At 50.7% G+C, this 15,916-nt stretch carries 13 protein-coding genes; 10 read left to right on the top strand and 3 right to left on the bottom strand.

Going from position 1 to position 15,916, the window contains the following annotated elements:
- Nucleotides 1–21 precede the first annotated feature (21 nt).
- The 9 genes from mrdA to ACJJII_RS01595 all read left to right on the top strand — a co-directional run bounded on the left by mrdA (nucleotide 22) and on the right by ACJJII_RS01595 (nucleotide 11,257).
- Complete coding sequence (gene mrdA, locus ACJJII_RS01635; RefSeq protein ID WP_444918080.1) at nucleotides 22–1,917, top strand: penicillin-binding protein 2; 1,896 nt, start codon at nucleotides 22–24, stop codon at nucleotides 1,915–1,917.
- On the top strand, nucleotides 1,910–3,055 hold the full coding sequence (rodA, locus tag ACJJII_RS01630; RefSeq protein WP_444918079.1) for a rod shape-determining protein RodA: 1,146 nt from the start codon (nucleotides 1,910–1,912) through the stop codon (nucleotides 3,053–3,055). The genes mrdA and rodA overlap by 8 nt, the downstream gene beginning before the upstream one ends.
- A 42-nt stretch (nucleotides 3,056–3,097) precedes the next feature.
- On the top strand, nucleotides 3,098–4,108 hold the full coding sequence (mltB, locus tag ACJJII_RS01625) for a lytic murein transglycosylase B (protein WP_413663142.1): 1,011 nt from the start codon (nucleotides 3,098–3,100) through the stop codon (nucleotides 4,106–4,108).
- Between the two features lie 147 nt (nucleotides 4,109–4,255).
- Nucleotides 4,256–5,131 carry a septal ring lytic transglycosylase RlpA family protein gene (locus ACJJII_RS01620; RefSeq protein WP_282931471.1) on the top strand — a complete coding sequence of 292 codons (876 nt, stop codon included), beginning with the start codon at nucleotides 4,256–4,258 and terminating at the stop codon, nucleotides 5,129–5,131.
- 249 nt (nucleotides 5,132–5,380) lie between these two features.
- Nucleotides 5,381–6,526, top strand: coding sequence for a D-alanyl-D-alanine carboxypeptidase family protein (locus ACJJII_RS01615; RefSeq protein WP_282931472.1), 1,146 nt, complete (start codon nucleotides 5,381–5,383; stop codon nucleotides 6,524–6,526).
- Nucleotides 6,527–6,693: 167 nt separating this feature from the next.
- The gene (locus ACJJII_RS01610) at nucleotides 6,694–6,975 is read left to right on the top strand and encodes an HP0495 family protein (RefSeq protein WP_282931473.1); all 282 of its coding nucleotides are present in this window, start codon (nucleotides 6,694–6,696) and stop codon (nucleotides 6,973–6,975) included.
- Complete coding sequence (gene lipB / locus ACJJII_RS01605; protein ID WP_444918078.1) at nucleotides 6,975–7,676, top strand: lipoyl(octanoyl) transferase LipB; 702 nt, start codon at nucleotides 6,975–6,977, stop codon at nucleotides 7,674–7,676. The genes ACJJII_RS01610 and lipB overlap by 1 nt, the downstream gene beginning before the upstream one ends.
- Complete coding sequence (lipA, locus tag ACJJII_RS01600; protein WP_282931475.1) at nucleotides 7,669–8,652, top strand: lipoyl synthase; 984 nt, start codon at nucleotides 7,669–7,671, stop codon at nucleotides 8,650–8,652. The genes lipB and lipA overlap by 8 nt, the downstream gene beginning before the upstream one ends.
- An 889-nt stretch (nucleotides 8,653–9,541) precedes the next feature.
- The gene (locus ACJJII_RS01595; RefSeq protein ID WP_444918077.1) at nucleotides 9,542–11,257 is read left to right on the top strand and encodes an AMP-binding protein; all 1,716 of its coding nucleotides are present in this window, start codon (nucleotides 9,542–9,544) and stop codon (nucleotides 11,255–11,257) included.
- A 71-nt stretch (nucleotides 11,258–11,328) separates the two neighbouring features.
- Here ACJJII_RS01595 and ACJJII_RS01590 read toward each other — a convergent pair whose 3' ends face one another.
- The 3 genes from ACJJII_RS01590 to ACJJII_RS01580 all read right to left on the bottom strand — a co-directional run bounded on the left by ACJJII_RS01590 (nucleotide 11,329) and on the right by ACJJII_RS01580 (nucleotide 14,795).
- Nucleotides 11,329–11,619, bottom strand: coding sequence for a DUF1540 domain-containing protein (locus ACJJII_RS01590; RefSeq protein WP_413663139.1), 291 nt, complete (start codon nucleotides 11,617–11,619; stop codon nucleotides 11,329–11,331).
- A gap of 147 nt (nucleotides 11,620–11,766) precedes the next feature.
- Nucleotides 11,767–12,297, bottom strand: coding sequence for a GNAT family N-acetyltransferase (locus tag ACJJII_RS01585; RefSeq protein ID WP_444918076.1), 531 nt, complete (start codon nucleotides 12,295–12,297; stop codon nucleotides 11,767–11,769).
- Between the two features lie 119 nt (nucleotides 12,298–12,416).
- The gene (locus ACJJII_RS01580; protein WP_444918075.1) at nucleotides 12,417–14,795 is read right to left on the bottom strand and encodes an autotransporter domain-containing protein; all 2,379 of its coding nucleotides are present in this window, start codon (nucleotides 14,793–14,795) and stop codon (nucleotides 12,417–12,419) included.
- Between the two features lie 427 nt (nucleotides 14,796–15,222).
- On the opposite strand from ACJJII_RS01580, the gene arfB reads away from it, so the two are divergent.
- Nucleotides 15,223–15,642, top strand: a complete 420-nt coding sequence (gene arfB / locus ACJJII_RS01575) for an alternative ribosome rescue aminoacyl-tRNA hydrolase ArfB (protein ID WP_413663136.1) — start codon at nucleotides 15,223–15,225, stop codon at nucleotides 15,640–15,642.
- Nucleotides 15,643–15,916 lie beyond the last annotated feature (274 nt).

The following is a 15,916-nucleotide window of genomic DNA, read 5'->3' as shown; positions in this document are numbered from 1 at the left end:
AAAACCATCGAATAAATTCTGATGCCGCACGATTACCATCTCAAGGACCCCCATACCGAGCAGCGATTGTTTCGCAATCGTATGTTGGTGGCGCTTGTGGGGGTTATCTTTTTACTGGGTGTTCTCGTAGCGCGTTTCTACAACCTCCAGGTGGTTAATTACGAAGACTACCGCACTCAATCTGATGAGAACCGTATCCAGGTGCGCCCGGTCGCGCCGACCCGCGGATTGATCTATGACCGCAACGGCATTTTGCTAGCCGATAACCGCGCCAGTTATAACTTGTCGATTGTTCGCGAGCGCGTTCGCGATATGGATGCCACGTTAGAGCTGATCGGTAACCTGGTGCGACTCGACGAAAACGATGTCACCAAATTCCAGAAACGCCTCAAGCGCCGGCGCCCCTATGAGCCAGTGCCTCTCCGATTTCGATTGAACGAAGATGAAATCGCACGGATCAGTGTTAATCAATTCCGTATGCCTGGGGTGTCAGTGGAGGCGGAGTTGGTGCGCTACTACTCCCTCGGGGATTTATTTGCCCACAGTGTGGGCTATGTGGGGCGAATCAGTGACCGCGACCTGAGTAACTTTACTGAGGATGATGTGCGCCGCTATCGCGGTACCCGCAGCATCGGTAAGGTCGGGTTGGAACGCTCCTACGAGGATCTCCTACTCGGAGAGGTCGGTTATGAAAATGTTGAAATTAATGCTCGTGGCCGGGTTTTACGAGTACTGGAGCGCCAGGACCCCAAACCGGGCTCGGATCTGGTGCTCAACCTGGATGCTCAACTGCAACAAGTCGCCTCTGATGCCCTGGGAGATCGCCGCGGTGCAGTAGTTGCGATCGATGTAAATAGCGGTGGTGTGTTGGCGTTTGTCAGCAAGCCGTCCTTCGACCCCAACTTGTTTGTGACCGGCATCAGCTTTGCCGACTATCGCGCCCTCAGCGATTCCCTCGATGTGCCCCTGTTTAATCGGGCGGTGCAGGGTCAGTATCCACCGGGTTCCACTTTAAAGCCGTTGATGGGGCTGGGTGGACTCCAGGCGGGCATTATTACTCGAGAGAGTACAGTCAAAGACCCCGGCTTTTACAAGCTGCCCAACGATCCGCGCATCTACCGCGACCACGTGCGCTGGGGGCACGGTGAGAAAGTGGATCTGATACAGGCCATGGCGCAGAGCTGTGATGTTTACTTTTGGGATATGGCGCACCGCTGGGACATCGATGATATGCACAGCATCGCCTCTCATTTTGGCTTGGGCAGCAAGACCGGAATTGATCTGCCCATGGAACGCTCCGGGTTGTTTCCCTCTAGAGATTGGAAGCGCGGCGCCCGCGGAATGCCCTGGTTCCCCGGTGACAGTTTGAATGCGGTGCTGGGGCAAGGTTTTGTGTTGGCGACGCCACTGCAGCTTGCAGTAATGACTGCCACGATTGCCAATCGCGGTACCCACTACCGCCCGCAGATGGTCAAGTCGATCAACGGGATGGAGCAACCTCCCGAGATACTGCACAACCTCGAGGCCCGCCCTGATCACTGGGATTTGGTATTCGAGGGAATGGAAGCTGTAGTCAACCACCGTACCGGTACCGGGAAACGGGCTGGTAAAGATCTGGACTTCCGCGTGGCGGGTAAGTCCGGTACCGCTCAGGTGGTCGGCATTGCCCAGGGGGAGCGCTATGACTCAGAGGCCCTGCAAGAGCGCCACCGAGATCACGCCCTGTTTGTGGCTTTCGCGCCTGTGGATAACCCCCGTATCGCTGTTTCGGTATTAGTCGAAAATGGCGAGGGCGGCGGCAAGGTCGCTGCTCCGGTGGCAAGAGAGCTATTTGCGGAGTGGATGTCACGCCCGCATTTGGAACCGCAGAAGACGGCGGATACCACTTATTTGAGCGAGGGGGCTGGCAATGGCTAGTCGCGATTTCTCCCACCGTTTGTCAGATGCCCACGGCAGTCTGCGCAAACCGGCCAGTCTCTCACGCCGCCTGCATATTGATATACCGCTACTGGTGCTGTTGTTGGTGTTGGCAGCCGTGGGACTTGGAGTGCTGTACAGCGCTTCTGGCGGTGATATGAACTATGTGCGGCGCCAGTCGATTTTTATGTGCGTGGCCTTCGTGGGCATGTTTATCGTTGCGCAAATTCCCCTGGATTTTTATCGGCGCTGGTCCCCCTGGGCCTATTTGGCTGGTTGTGCGCTATTGGTTGGGGTATTGTTTTTTGGCACCAAGGCGATGGGGGCGCAGCGCTGGTTGGAGATAGGCGGATTTCGCTTCCAGCCATCGGAAGTGATGAAGCTCGGTGTCCCCATGGCAGTGGCAGCTTACCTGCATCAACGCCGCTTGCCGCCATCACTGACCACAGTGATTGGAGCTTTGGCAATTGTGGCGATTCCCGCAGCTCTTATCGTACGGCAACCGGATTTGGGGACCTCGATCCTGATTGCGGCGTCCGGTCTTTTTGCTCTGTATCTAGCTGGGTTGAGTTGGAAGATGATCAGTGCGGCGGCAATGGCGCTGTTGGTTGCTGCCTATCCAATTTGGCACTGGGGGCTGCACGATTACCAACGGCAGCGAATTTTGACCCTGCTCAACCCAGATGATGACCGTTTTGGTGCTGGTTGGAATATATTTAACTCCAAAGCGGCTATCGGCTCCGGTGGTGTTTACGGCAAAGGCTACCTGCAGGGAACCCAGTCACAGCTCGATTTCCTGCCGGAGAGCCATACCGATTTTATTATTGCGGTACTGTCGGAGGAGTGGGGCATGCGCGGCGCCCTGTTGCTGCTTTTGCTATATGTACTGATTATCGCCCGTGGCATTTACATTAGCTTTATGGCCCAGCACGTATTTGGCCGATTGTTGGCGGGGAGTATTACCCTCACTTTTTTTGTCTATGTATTTGTAAACATTGGTATGGTTACAGGATTGTTGCCGGTGGTGGGGGTGCCTTTGCCAGTGATTAGTTACGGCGGGACATCCTTGATTACATTGATGGCCGGATTTGGCTTGTTGATGGCTGTTGGCACTGAGCGGCGCAGAGTTCACTTTTGAGGAACACTGCATAGGGACAATAACCGGATTTAGAGACGCGAGATGAAGACAGGAGCGGTCGTTTTGAAGTGGACCTCGGGATTATTAATCGGGATGGGACTGGCCCTCGCCGCCTGTGCGCAGGAACCGGGTCACGGAAATAATAAACAAGCGCAAGAATTCGTTGATTATATGGTGGAAGAGCACGATTTTAATCGCGAAGAAATGCAGACTCTGATGCGTGAGGCCAAGCGCAAAGACTCCATCCTCAAGGCGATCAAACGGCCAGCCGAGAAAGCCAAGCCCTGGCACGAATATCGCAAAATGTTTCTCACCCCGCAGAGCATTGCCGGTGGGGTAGACTTTTGGGATCAAAATGCCGAGGCCTTGGCTGAGGCTGAAAAGAAATACGGTGTACCAGCAGAGATGATTGTTGCCATCATCGGCATTGAAACCCGATACGGCGGTAATATGGGCGGCTACCGGGTTTTGGATGCACTTTCCACGCTGGCATTTAACTACCCCCGTCGCTCTGCGTTTTTTACCAAAGAGTTAGAAAATTACCTTCTGCTGACTCGTGAGCAGGATATGGACCCCTTGGCTCTCAAGGGCTCTTATGCTGGGGCTATGGGCTACGGTCAATTCATGCCTTCAAGCTACCGTTCTTATGCGGTGGACTTCAGCGACGATGGCAAGGCGGATATATGGAATAACCCTACCGATGCGATCGGCAGTGTGGCTAACTATTTCGTTAAACATGGATGGAAGCCCGGTGAACCGGTCGCGGTACTGGCCAGCCCCCGCCCGAATGCGGACATGACAATCGTCAACGACACTCTGCAGCCGCAGTGGACCGTTGGAGAATTGGCGGACAAAGGCTTTAACGCTACTAGCCAGGTGGCTCCGGAAATGCCGGCCAACGTATTCTCCCTGCAAACTGAGCAGGGAAAACAGTATTGGCTCGGTTTGAATAATTTCGCGACTATCACCCGCTATAACCGCAGTCGTCTCTACGCTATGGCCGTCAATGACCTGGCCCAAGAGATCGTTAAAGCGAGAGGCGGCAAGTCTTAAGGCGGCTTCAGTCCCGCAGCTAAATTTAACCCAAATGGAGGGAACCATTTGGGTTTTTAGTGTTCATATTTTTCTATTTTATTTAGCAGTTCAAGATAATAGCGGCTTGGAGACGGCAGCAATAAGTTGTCGCGCGCCGGGGGGATTATGTTTCAGTGCAAAGCGCGTTGGGGAGTGGCCCTGGCGGTCCTGATATTAGCGGCCTGTAGTGGCCCGCAGCCAAAACCACAGAAAACCGAAAACACCAAGCAACCGGACTTTAATAGCATCAAGGATAGTGGCCCTGCTGCTCCGGTAAATATGCAAGCAGCCCCTGAGCCGATCCCTGTCCGCGAGCCGATCGGCGACGCCGGCAATAAATCCCCTTATAAAGTCAACGGTGTCACGTATCGTGTACGCAATGACGTCAAGGGCTATAAGGAGGTGGGGCAGGCTTCCTGGTATGGAACAAAATTCCACGGCCGACGCACTGCAAATGGCGAGGTCTACAATATGTATGCCATGTCTGCTGCCCATAAAACGCTACCACTGCCCAGCTATGCCAAGGTCACCAATCTCGACAATGGCCGCAGTATTATCGTGCGGGTAAACGATCGGGGGCCCTTTGTGCACGGGCGCATCATCGACCTCAGTTATACTGCTGCGCAAAAGCTCGGATACATTGATAAAGGCATTGCTCGGGTTGAGGTAGAGGCTCTGGACCCGGCCGCGTTGCCGGCGGCCAATGAAGTGCTGGCCAATAGTGATGGCACTGCTGGTTTGGCGGAAGATACGACTATCAAGTTGCCCGACAATACCTATCTGCAAGTTGGTGCTTATAGTAGTTCCGCGCAGGCCCAGGAAATTCGCACCCAATTGGCAGCGGCCATTGACTATCCTGTTGCTGTTAGTTCTGTTCAGAGTGGCGGCAAGACTTATTATCGAGTTCGAATTGGCCCACTTACCCAGCAGAGAGCTTTGGCAACAGCGCGGGAAACTGTTGAGCAAAAGCAATTTGGACAGCCACAAGTAGTTTACGAATAGTGTTGTGGGCTCTTGGGTATCAATAGGGAAGGGTGATATCTGCCTTAAATGATTGTGACTGATGTTATCGGTGGCAGTCATTTGAATACCCGTTCACAAAATAGTGCGCATTGACGCGTTTTTTCTTGTATTTTGTAATTTTGTAATGATAGGCGGCGTTTGGTGACAAGCTCTAGTGCCGCTGATTAACCTTGTAGATTTCGTTGCAGGTTAAGCCAACGAAAACGAGGAATGACGAGACATATACCTATGATCACACGGATTATCGCCTGTTCTTTCCTGTTGTTATGTGCGGGCCTGGCCCAGGCGCAATCTCTTATCCCTGCACCGCCTCAATTGGCGGCGAAGTCTTACCTGCTCTTAGATGCCAATACCGGTCAGGTCCTGGTTGAGCACGAGGCGGATACTCCGGTACCGCCGGCAAGCCTAACCAAGATGATGACGGCCTATATCGTTTCTGAGGAGATCCTTAAGGGGAGCATCAAAGAAAACGATATGGTTCGTATCTCTGAAAAGGCCTGGCGCAAGGGTGGCTCCAAGATGTTTGTCAAAGTGGGTGACCAGGTGCCGGTTATCGACTTGATGCGCGGTGTGATTATTCAATCCGGTAACGATGCGAGTATCGCCCTGGCAGAACACGTCTCCGGTAGTGAGGAGGTCTTTGCCGAAGTTATGAACCAGCAGGCAGAGCTGCTGGGAATGGAAGATACTAACTTCGTCAACGCCACTGGCTGGCCTGCAGAGGGGCATGTAACGACTGCCCATGACCTGGGTGTACTGGCGCGCGCGCTGATAATGGACCACCCAGAGCATTACGATATTTATTCCGAGAAGTATTTCAGCTACTCCGGCATTAACCAGCCCAACCGCAACCGCTTGCTGTGGCGCGATTCCTCTGTAGATGGAATTAAGACCGGCCATACGGAAGAAGCAGGGTACTGCCTGGTGGCTTCTGCAATGAAGCGCGGCATGCGCCTGGTTGCTATTGTTGTCGGCACCGACAGTGATGAGAAGCGCGCCTCTGAAACCCAAAAACTGCTGGCCTACGGCTTCCGCTACTACCAAACCCACAAGGTCTACGGTCAGGGTGAAGAGTTGCAGACGGAGCGTGTCTGGGGTGGTAAAGAGCCCAGCGTGGGTATTGCCGTAGCTAAAGATGTATTCGTTACCATCCCCCGTGGCGGTGAGGAAGGCATTAAGGCCGACCTGATTGTGGATGGTGAGCTGGAAGCGCCTGTGCAGAAGGGCCAGCCAGTGGGTAAAGTTGTTGTGACCCTGGATGGTGAGACTGTCGCCGATGTTAAAGCAGTTGCTGCCGAAGATGTGGAGCGTGCCGGTTTCTTCAAGCGCATGTGGGACTCCATCAAGCGCTTTGTAATGGGCTTTTTTAGCTAATTGCTGATTTAGGGATGGGAATGATTCCCATCCCTGTCCATCCCTCCCCACTCTCTGTCCACTTCCCCTTTTGCTCACTGTCCACTGCTGTTTAGCCGCTGTATAATCGCCGCCCGGCTGTGCCTAAGCTTTTCTCAATATCTAACAGCCCGGCCCCGGAGAGTGGTATGAGTCAAGATCCCAATCAAAAAGCCCCGAAAATTGAATTTCCCTGCGAAGACTACATGGTCAAGGTCGTGCGTGATGCCAATGATGAGGCGCACGAATTTGTACTGGATGTGATGCGTCGCCATGCCCCCGGCCTGGATGAAGAGCGCGTTACCTTGCGTGACAGTAGTACTGGTAAATTCACCTCAATGACTTTCTTTATCCTCGCCACTGGTGAGGAGCAGCTCAAAGCATTATTTGAAGAACTGAAACAGCACCCCGCTGTGCATATGGTGCTCTGATGACCATTGTTCGCGATCTTGCGCGGCGAGATTACAAGAGTGTCTGGCAGGCCATGTCGCGCTATACCGATAGTCGCGATGGCGAAAGTGTCGACGAGATCTGGTGTGTAGAGCACGAGCCGGTTTTCACCCAGGGGCAGGCAGGCAAAGCCGAGCACCTGCTGAATACCGGTGATATACCCGTGGTTCAGGTGGATCGTGGGGGACAGGTGACTTATCACGGCCCCGGCCAGTTGGTGGTGTACCCATTGCTGGACCTGCGCAGAGCAAAAATCGGCGTGCGTGATCTGGTCACTGCCCTGGAAACTGCCACGGTGGCAATGCTGGAAACCTTTGGTGTTGCAGCGGCACCCAGGGCCGATGCGCCTGGGGTCTACCTCACTAAAGGCCCAGGTGCGGGGAGTAAAATTGCCTCTATCGGATTGCGAGTTCGGCGGGGGTGCAGTTTCCACGGTATCGCCATCAATATCGATATGGATCTGGCTCCATTCCTGCGGATCAACCCCTGTGGCTATGCGGGGATGCAGATGGTGCAGATGGCAGAAATATTGGAACCAACCCCGAGTTGGAGCCAGGTCGCCGAGATTTTTGTACGCGAGCTGCTCCACACTCTTCAGTTGCCCGACGCCCAGTGGCAACCCATTGATAAAAAAGTATTTGCGCAGCTGAGCGCAGAACAGCAGGAATTAAGTAATGGCTGATAAACCCGACCTGGTGCCCGTTAAGCGCACTCGCCGCCTCCAGCAGGGGGAGAAACTTCGCGATGGCGATAAGGTAGAGCGTATCCCGGTGAAGGTAATTGCCAGCGATAACCTGCTGCGTAAGCCTGACTGGATTCGCGTAAAGGTTCCCGCTTCAAAAGAAGTGGATCGCATCAAAAATATTCTCCGCTCACAAAAACTGTCAACGGTTTGTGAAGAGGCGAGCTGCCCTAATTTGGGAGAGTGCTTTAGTGGCGGTACCGCGACATTTATGATCATGGGTGAAATCTGTACCCGTCGCTGTCCTTTCTGCGACGTAGGCCACGGTAAGCCCAATCCACTGGACCCGGAAGAGCCTAAGAACCTGGCGGATGCCATTGCTGCAATGAGTTTGCGCTATGTGGTAATCACCTCTGTTGACCGGGATGACTTGCGCGATGGTGGCGCCGAGCATTTTGCCAATTGTATTCGTGAATCGAGAGCGCAATCCCCGAACCTGCAAGTGGAAATTCTCACTCCGGATTTCCGCGGCCGTATGGATGTAGCGCTGGACATTCTGGAGAAAGAAGCTCCGGATGTGTTTAACCACAATTTGGAAACTGTGCCACGCCTGTATAAAGAGTCTCGTCCCGGTGCCAATTACAAGTGGTCTTTAAAGCTGCTGCAGGAATACAAAAAGCGTCGCCCTGACGTACTGACCAAGTCCGGGTTGATGGTTGGCCTGGGTGAGGAGAAAGAGGAAATTTTCCAGGTAATGGACGATATGCGCGAGCATGATATCGATATGCTTACGATCGGCCAGTATCTGCAACCGAGTAAAGAACACTTGCCGGTGCAGCGCTACGTCCACCCGGATGAGTTTGAAGAGTATCGCCGCTACGCCGAGCAAATCGGCTTTAAGCACGCGGCCTGTGGTCCCTTGGTACGCTCTTCTTACCATGCTGATAAGCAGGCTCACGGAGAAAAGGTAGGTTAATACAATTTGTAGGAGAGGGGGGTGTTTTTCACATCCCTCTCCCCATTTCTCCCTCCTCAATCTCGCTTTTAACGCCTAGTTAAACACATCTATTTTTAAACAAAACTTACAATGCTTTCGGTGTTGCGAGCTCTGAAAGTATATTCTTGAATGAGAAATTAAAGTTATTTTCTCTGAAGTATTGAGGCGGCTATTTTCAATATTTAAGAGCTGTTAATGTTCTTAATTAAATTAAGGTTATTGTATTAATTGCCTTAAATGGATTTTAAGTCTCCGCGGCTTTTGTCGTTTTTAGTTTTACCTGGGTGCTCGCACTTGCTAAAAGGAAGCTTTTGTAGTTTTCGGGCTTTTTAAGTTGGGTGTTGCTATTTGTTTTTGCTTGTTGTCTCAGGTTGTTTCTCTGTAACCCTGATATCAAACTAGAAATTGGTGCGGATTAAATTTTTAAGAAATCAAAAGTAATTTTGAATTACACTCATGTGACACTGTGTACCACAATGCTCTAGTTTTTAGTCCTATTAGTAAGTAGCGCCCTGATAAAAGGGATACTTTTGTTAGACCTGATGTCCCAATTAAGCAGCAAAGAGCCTGCTCCTTTGTGACCAGTCATTCGCATTTTATTGTTGATAACAATAATTGCACTAATAGCTGATCTTCAGTAACTTAAGGTAAAACAATAACTGTCAGAGATTCTGCCTTTTTAGGTGTTTCATCTGCCATATTCATTCGGCGGATCTAGCCAAGCCGAGTAAAAGTCGTTATTTAATGGCTTTACTGCTTAGTTATCTTGGTAACTCCGCTCAGGGTGTGCTGCATATTGGTGCAATCTGCCCGGACAAATGATACTGCTCATAATTAAAAAAAACACAATAATCAGAGAGGACTAGCGATGACCCCGGAAGAAAAGTACGAGAAGGTGAAGGGCCTGCAACCTTTAGAGCTTCTTTATCAGAGGGAGGCGCAGCAGGCTGATACGGTCTTTCTTCGCCAAATGCAGCAGCGGCAATGGAGAGACTATACCTGGGGTGAGGTAATGGATCGGGCTCGCAGGATTGCTGGCTACCTGCGCGCTCAGTACGAGCCCGGTGATCGCATTGCTATTCACGGCAAAAATTGTGCGGACTGGATTATTGTGGATGTGGGTATCATGCTGGCGGGAATGGTCAGCGTGCCGCTTTACCCAGGTCAATCTGTCTCCTCAATGACTTATGTTTTGCAGCACTCTGAATCGAAATTGCTTTTCTGTGGGGCCACCGACAATAATGCGGCTCTACAGGAAGTTGCTGATATGCTGCCCTCGGTCGCTATCCAGCGCTGTGAGATCCGTTGTGACCAGGATCTGGAAACCCTAATCAAAGAGAGTGAGCGCTTTGAGGAGAAGCCGACTTTTGATCTGGATGATATCTTTACGATCATGTACACCTCTGGAACTACAGGTAATCCAAAAGGGGTTATGCATAGCTGGTCTTCGGTGGTTTTTGTCTCCCCAAATATGATTCGCGGTTATGGAATGGATGAGAATGACCGTGTTCTTTCCTATTTGCCCTTAGCTCATGCTGCAGAGCGGATATTGGTTGAATTCCATTGTTTGTATTCTGGTACCCCAATTCATTTTCCCGAATCTCTGGATACTTTCCTGGAAGATTTAAAGCGCACGCGCCCGACGATGTTCTTCTCGGTTCCTCGTCTTTGGACCAAGTTTAAAGAGGGAATTGATGAAAAAATCCCGCCGTCATTGCAAGAAGTACTGCTACGTATTCCTGGAATCAATACCTGGTTAAGAAAGAAAGTTCGCAATGGTCTGGGGTTGGATGATGCAGAAATATTGGTTAGCGGCGCGTCCCCTATTTCCATTGAACTACTGCGTTGGTACCACCGCATGGGAATGAAGGTGGCCGATGGCTACGGTATGACCGAGAATTTTATTTATGGTTGCTTTGCTCCGCCGGGGGAAGATCCTGTGCCGGGGACGGTTGGTAAGCCTTATCACGGCTGTGAAGTTAAGATTTCTGAGGAAGGGGAGATACTCTTTAAGAGCGGTTCCTTGATGAAGGGATACTATCTTGAACCGGAAAAAACTACGGAGGTAATACGGGACGGTTATTACCACACGGGTGATTCTGGATTTATTGATAAGGACGGTCTGGTACATATCACTGGGCGTATTTCAGAAACCTTCAAAACCAGTAAAGGTAAGTTTATTCAGCCCAGCCGACTCGAAGGGTTTTTTGGTAATGAGACTATGCTGGCCCAGCTCTGTGTCCTGGGGCACGGTATGGATCAGCCGGTAATGCTGGTGACTATCTCCGAGTCTGCTGAAAAATTACCACGGGAGGAAGTTAATGAGCATTTGCAGAAGCTACTGACTTCAGTGAATGATAAGTTACCGCAACATGAGCGAATTAAGACTATCTTTATCACCAAGGAAGAGTGGACACCCCTCAATGAATTCCTAACGCCGACACTAAAGATTAAGCGAAAGGTACTTGAAGCTCATTATCAGCCTTTATTTAAACAACACGTGGATACCAAGGGGATTGTATGGGAGCCTCGTACTGCGGTGAGTGAGGGCTCAAAAGAGGCTTCACTTGAACCTGTGAATTAATCGCCCCCGATTAATAGAAAAGCCCGGTGAATATTGATCCGGGCTTTTTTATTGGGTTGTTGGTTGCCTAGTTAGTGAGTGTAGCTCTGGCAGTGCTGGGATTTTCCTGTCAGTCCAATTTGAATACTTTCTGCTGAGCACTCGAAGTCATCATTAAATTTACAGTCTTCCATTTTGCAGGCACCAACTCCGGCGGTACGGGAGCTACTTGTATGACGGGAGTTGGTGAAGAAAGTATCACAGTCGGGATCGGCACCGTCACCAATGGTAATTGCTCTGGCGTGGCAAGCATCATTGGCGTTATAAGCACATTGGCTGGCGGCACATCGACTGACTTCGGGCATATCGGTTGCGATAATCATGGCAGTCCTCTCCTTAATAGTAAGTTGGAGACTAGACCAGCATGGTTGCATGTCAATGAAAAACCACAGGGTCTGTGTGGTATTTTTATTATCAAGGTGCAGCGACGCTGTATATCAGAATAACTTTCTTAAGAAATAGTTTTTATTCTAGTTTGTTATTTCAGCTGCGTCTTTGTCCCAGGCCATTAAAGCCAGTTTCTCAGTCTCGCCTGGCAATACAATTTGCTTCTCATGGGCTAGGCCGAGTTTTTTCAGTAATCGTATAGAGGGTTTATTTTTTGGTTGTACAATCGCAAGGATTCGCGTTAATCCCAGTGTATCCTTGGCGTACGTCATTACAGCTTTGGCAGCTTCTAAAGCAAATCCCTGGCCACGATAATCGGGTAAAAAGGCAAAGCCAATATCGGCTCCATTGAGCCCCTCTCGCTTAACCAGTCCGCAGATGCCTATTGCAGTGCCATTTTTCAAGGATACTTTATACATACCAAAGCCGTGCTCACGATACATGGCAATGGGACCATTTAGGATATAGTTGCGAGCCTCACTTTTTGTGCGAACTCCGCGATCGCCAATATTCTTTAGAAAATCGGCATCATTGAGTAGTGCCAGCATTAAACCGTTATCCCGGTCTTCATTAAGCTCTTGAATAACCAGGTTGTCAGTTTCCAATCGGAGCATTTGGACGGCCCCTATTTGTTCAATTTCACTGATGAGGGAAGGCTCTGAGGTGAGAAGAATCGTAGTTAAATTAAATAGAAGGGGAGGCTGTGCCCCCTGGCAGGGGGCACAGTTACCACTTAGAAGCGGTAAGTCAAATTGACAGAGGCAGATTCAGTCGTTGGGCGGGAAGCGACAGTTGCGCTAACAGCGATAGCGTCAGCTGCTTGCCAGCGAATACCGGCAATCATACCCATACCACCGTTGAAGATACCTTCGTCGACACTGGCATAGCTAGGCATGGCATTCATATTGCCTTCCATGGATTTTACACCCACTTCAATAGTGTCTTCTTCAGTACCGTTGGTGTCTTCATACCAAATTTCTGCATAGGCATTAATGGTGTCCCAGCTCTTATTGGCGAAAGCACCAAAACGCATATTTCTCAGGCGGCGCTCTTGATCACCGTAGTGCATACCCAGCGGGTCGAGCTCATTGCCACTCAGGTCGGTATAGGTAAAGCCTTCGATGGCATCTTCGGTGTAGCCATCTACATCCGTAGTTACCTTGGTGAAGCTTACAAATGGACCGAACTGGAAGGTTTCGCTATTGAGCAGGTTGGCACCGGCAGTGATACCCAAGGACAAGTTCTCGCCAGAGGTATTCCCGGTCAGGTTACCGTTATAAGTGTCGCCCAGAGAGACAGAACGGCTGACGTCATCGTAATCTACATCGGTCAGGGTCGCGTTACTTTCGACAAAGAAAATGTCGTAGTGCATGCGGCCAAAAACGCTGTAGTTGGTCGAGGTGGAATCAATAGCAAGCTGTGAATTATCCACATCAATATTGGAGCGGCTTACTGCAAAACCGATTTCCGCATTGTCGCGCACGGCGAAAGTCATGCCGAGAATATTGGAGTAGCCATCTCCCCTGACATTGGCGGTGTAATCTGTATCGTAGTCGACGTTACCCAGGGAGCTGCCGGCGAAAACGCCAGTCTGAGCGGAGCGGTAACGAACACTGGCCAGGCTCTCGTCAAGGCTGTTGGTGTGGGTGCGAGTAGCCTGGATTGCGATATCCGGCAGCTGACCGGCAACCTGAGCAGCATTCACGATTGCGGTGTAGTAGTCACCGAGGATTTCCTGACCAATTTGAGTGGGGTGAACACTGTCGTTGAAGATCAGCTTGTCTGCATCGGGGTCGGTGCCGTTAATGCCATAAACTGAGTGCTCAATACAGTCGTTGCCACTGCCGTCGTAACAGAACAGTTGGTTCTCTGAGGAAGATAAACCAAAGATGGTCGGGTTATTAAGGGCGACTTTCAGGATCCCTGCCTGGTCAACCATCAGAACGCCGTCGATATCCTTGGCCTTAGCTAACAGTGCTGAGTTGAAGGTTTCAGAAGTGCTACTTGCTTCGAAAAGTATCTCTTCGAAGGCGGTGGCCTGCTGGGCATCCGCATCTTCCTGGCTCACCAGTCCAGCATCAACTGCAGCTTGCAGAGCCTCTGCATTGTCGCTGGAGTAAACGGCCTCATATGCAGCAGCGTAAACGCCAGGAGTTTTGCTGACATCCGGTACATTGGATACGAGGATGTAATTGGCGCCTGCATCGGATAGGGCGCCAGCTGCGCTTGCCAGCATCGTTGATGCAACGTCCAGGTCCGCAGTGACTTCTTCGATGGTTGAGGTGCCAGCGACGACATCTTCGAAACCGCTGAGCAAGTCGTTACCACCGCCGTTTACCCAATAGAGAGCGTTGTGATCAGCACTTCCCAAAGTACTTTCCAGGTAGCCCATTCCCAGTGGATGTGGGTTACCGGAAGTTCCAGTAGTGGCTATAAGATCAGCAAAGGTGCCCTCAATGGCGTCGCCCATAGCAGAAGCTTGGGTCATCAGGTCAGCATAAGTTGCGGTATCACCTTCTGCCAGGGCAGCTTCGGCTTGGGCTACTAATTGGGCTGCAGTGGCCTGTTGTACCAGCAACTGGGTCAGGAGTTCGGAGTCCGGGTAGCTGGGAGTTAAGCCTTCGTCACCAGTGGTTGGCATCAGGGCGCTTAACAGGTTATGACGGCTCGGGTCAGCCTCCAGGCCATATGCTTGCAGGTAGGCTGCATAGTTGTCGGGACCGATGATATTCATCAGAACATCAGCTGCTTTATGCCCTCCTACGGCCCAGCCTGTACCAGCATTGCTCAAGCCAGCAGCAATCTGAGCAGTAACGGAAGCTTCAAGTTCCTCTGCACTCAGTGAGGGGTCTACGGTGGGTAGGCAAAAGGAAGATTCCATACCTGCACAAGACGGAGTTACGGCACCCAGGCCCAGATTCTGGGATAAAAGACTAATGGCTACTTCGCGATCGTCGCCCCCATTAGTGAATACATCGTAGTTGCCGACATCGGTCAGGCTGTCACCAAAGGCGATAACCTGGGAAAAGGCTGCCTCTTTGGCAAAAGCCGCAGAGCTTGTCATTGTTGCGAGTGCTATGGCCGCTGCGAGGCTACGCTTGGCGTTATGCATGGTTTTCTCCTTGTCGCGGTAATCTCACACCCGCGGAGACATCGGGAGCAGTCCAGAGGAAACTACAGGGCGCGAGTCTTTATTGTTCTTTGCTCCAGTACTTCTAGGAAGCCGGGCAATCTTAGCGGATTTGACTATGACTTGAAAATAAGTCACAAATCATTCCGCAAATCTTGGTTGGCCTTTAAGGCCCCTTTAATAGCTTTTATTCGGCTGGCGCAATATTACTTAATGAGGGTTTCCCGGTAAATGAGGTTTACCCCTAGATACACTCATTTTATAGGAAGCATTTTTTTATAATTTGATTTCTGTCAATGGCGAATTGTATCTGTGTGGTGGGGCTGGTTAATAGCTGCACTATTTGGGCAGAATGGTCATTAGATTTTGTGTTTTTAGTAAAATGATGTAACTCGGGCATTGGGTGTTTATGGTTTATGGAAAAGGGAAGGTGTCTGTCCCTCAAGAAGAAATCGAAATGAGTGCGATACGCGCACAAGGCGCCGGTGGCCAAAATGTAAATAAAGTTTCCAGTGCAATTCATCTGCGGTTTGATATTCGGGCTTCTTCACTTCCACAGTTGATTAAGGATGGTCTTTTAAAGTTAAAAGATCGTCGAATCTCCTCTGATGGCGTGGTGGTTATCAAGGCTCAGAGGTTCCGAACCCAGGAGAAAAACCGCCTGGATGCCCTGGAGCGACTGCAGGAACTGGTGGATAAAGCTGCATTTAAGCCAAAATTCCGCGTGGCCACAAAACCCAGTCGTGGTGCCAAGGAGCGTCGCCTACAAGCAAAAAGTCGCCGCTCTCAGGTGAAGTCAATGCGGGGTAGGATAAAAGACCAGCACTGATCCGGTTGTCCGAAATATAGAGGATAATTTTTCTTGGAAGTGTCTTTTTACTTGGTTCTTTGGTGCAAGTTTTCTGGTGGTTTATAAGTTGCATAGGGGGCAACCGCTGCAAGCCTGCCTTTTGTAGGAGACCTACTTTCTCTATTTATCATATGGTGTCAGTTTGGTAGTGATGGAGACCGGGATTAGAAATGGTTGATTCGCGACAATAGATAGAGACAGGAATTAATCTCTGCAGATTAGGGCCCGCAGAGGTAATCTTGGCTCTTAGTGG

The sequence above is a fragment of the Microbulbifer maximicatervae (SeqCode) genome, assembly GCF_052467825.1.
The sequence above is the reverse complement of the archived record's forward strand: the minus strand, read 5'-3'. Positions and strand labels throughout refer to the sequence as shown.

Coding starts and splice junctions, on each gene's coding strand:
- ACJJII_RS01620 (WP_282931471.1), top strand. CDS start 4,256: ATGTTTCAGTGCAAAGCGCGTTGGGGAGTGGCCCTGGCGGTCCTGATA.
- arfB (WP_413663136.1), top strand. CDS start 15,223: ATGGTTTATGGAAAAGGGAAGGTGTCTGTCCCTCAAGAAGAAATCGAA.
- ACJJII_RS01590 (WP_413663139.1), bottom strand. CDS start 11,619: ATGATTATCGCAACCGATATGCCCGAAGTCAGTCGATGTGCCGCCAGC.
- rodA (WP_444918079.1), top strand. CDS start 1,910: ATGGCTAGTCGCGATTTCTCCCACCGTTTGTCAGATGCCCACGGCAGT.
- ACJJII_RS01615 (WP_282931472.1), top strand. CDS start 5,381: ATGATCACACGGATTATCGCCTGTTCTTTCCTGTTGTTATGTGCGGGC.
- ACJJII_RS01585 (WP_444918076.1), bottom strand. CDS start 12,297: ATGCTCCGATTGGAAACTGACAACCTGGTTATTCAAGAGCTTAATGAA.
- ACJJII_RS01580 (WP_444918075.1), bottom strand. CDS start 14,795: ATGCATAACGCCAAGCGTAGCCTCGCAGCGGCCATAGCACTCGCAACA.
- mltB (WP_413663142.1), top strand. CDS start 3,098: ATGAAGACAGGAGCGGTCGTTTTGAAGTGGACCTCGGGATTATTAATC.
- ACJJII_RS01610 (WP_282931473.1), top strand. CDS start 6,694: ATGAGTCAAGATCCCAATCAAAAAGCCCCGAAAATTGAATTTCCCTGC.
- mrdA (WP_444918080.1), top strand. CDS start 22: ATGCCGCACGATTACCATCTCAAGGACCCCCATACCGAGCAGCGATTG.
- ACJJII_RS01595 (WP_444918077.1), top strand. CDS start 9,542: ATGACCCCGGAAGAAAAGTACGAGAAGGTGAAGGGCCTGCAACCTTTA.
- lipA (WP_282931475.1), top strand. CDS start 7,669: ATGGCTGATAAACCCGACCTGGTGCCCGTTAAGCGCACTCGCCGCCTC.
- lipB (WP_444918078.1), top strand. CDS start 6,975: ATGACCATTGTTCGCGATCTTGCGCGGCGAGATTACAAGAGTGTCTGG.